1 protein-coding gene is annotated in these 1,466 nt (G+C 71.1%); it reads right to left on the bottom strand.

Translation table 11 applies throughout. The features are described 5' to 3' along the window. The coding region (locus CHC09_RS44815) for a type I polyketide synthase (RefSeq protein ID WP_244911643.1) at positions 1-1,466 on the bottom strand (1,466 nt) is incomplete at both ends.

Below are 1,466 nucleotides of genomic sequence, written 5' to 3'. Positions count from 1 at the left end.
GCGTCGACGTCAGACACGTCCAGGCCGGCCGCCGACAGCGCCTGCCGGATCACGCGCTGCTGCGAGGGCCCGTTCGGAGCGGTGAGCCCGTTGGACGCACCGTCCTGGTTGACGGCGGAACCCCGTACCACCGCAAGGATCTTGTGGTTGTTGCGCTGCGCGTCCGAGAGCCGCTCCACCAGCAGCAGGCCCACACCCTCGGACCAACCGGTGCCGTCGGCGGCCGCCGCGAACGACTTGCACCGCCCGTCCACCGACAACCCACGCTGCCGGGAGAACTCGACGAACGACTGCGGTGACGCCATGACCGTGGCGCCGCCGACCAGTGCGAGGTCGCATTCCCCGGCGCGCAGCGCGTTCGCCGCCAGATGCAGGGCAACCAGCGACGACGAGCAGGCGGTGTCGACGGTGACGGCCGGGCCCTCCAGGCCGAGCGCGTATGACACCCGGCCCGAGGCCACGCTTCCCGCTGTGCCGCTGGCCAGGTATCCCTCCAGTTCTGCGGGGACGCGGTCCAGGTTCGTGCCGTAGTCGTGGTACATGACGCCGGCGAAGACACCGGTGTTGCTGCCGCGGACCGTCGCCGGGTCGATGGCCGCGCTCTCGAACGTCTCCCACGCGGTCTCCAGCAGCAGCCGCTGCTGCGGATCGGTGGCCAGTGCCTCGCGCGGTGACATGCCGAAGAACTCCGGGTCGAAGAGGTCGGCGTCGTGCAGGAAGCCACCTTCCCGGCTGTACGAGGTACCGGTGTGCTCCGGGTCCGGGTCGTAGAGCCGCTCCAGATCCCAGCCCCGGTTCGCCGGAAAACCGCTCACCGCGTCGGTGCCGGACGCCACCAGGTCCCACAACTGCTCCGGCGACGACACACCACCCGGATAGCGGCAGGCCATGCCCACGATCGCGATCGGCTCGTCGGCGACCGTCACCGACCGCGCGGCGGCGGCCACCTCCGGCGCCGGCGTGGCCGTGTCCAGCTCGGCGATCAGATAGCGGATCAGGTCGGCAGGGCTGGGATGGTCGAAGATCAGGGTGGTCGGCAACCGTAGCCCGGTGGTGGTGTTGAGCTGGTTGCGCAGTTCGACCGCGGTCAGTGAGTCGAAGCCCAGCTCCTGGAAGGACCGGTCGACCGCGATGCCGCTCGGGTCGGCGTGGCCGAGCACGGCGGCGAGCTGGCCGGTGACGAGGTCACGCACCGCCTGCTTCCGGTCGGCGGCCGACAGCCCGGCCAGCCGCTGGGCCAGCGAGTTTCCCGCTCCGGTGGTGCGCCGGCCGGCCGGCACGAGCGTCCGGACGAGTGCCGGCACCTGGTCGCCGCGGCCGCGCAGAGCTGCGGTGTCCCACCGGGTCACCGCGAGCACCGGCAGGTCTGTCGCGGTGGCCGTGTCGAACAGCCGCATCGCGTCATCGGTCACCAACGGCAGCAGGCCGTACCGCGCCATCCGCTTACGATCGACATCACTCAAATG

Origin of the sequence: Actinoplanes regularis (genome assembly GCF_900188005.1) — a bacterium.
In the GTDB taxonomy this organism is placed as follows: domain Bacteria; phylum Actinomycetota; class Actinomycetes; order Mycobacteriales; family Micromonosporaceae; genus Actinoplanes; species Actinoplanes regularis.
The sequence above is the reverse complement of the archived record's forward strand: the minus strand, read 5'-3'. Positions and strand labels throughout refer to the sequence as shown.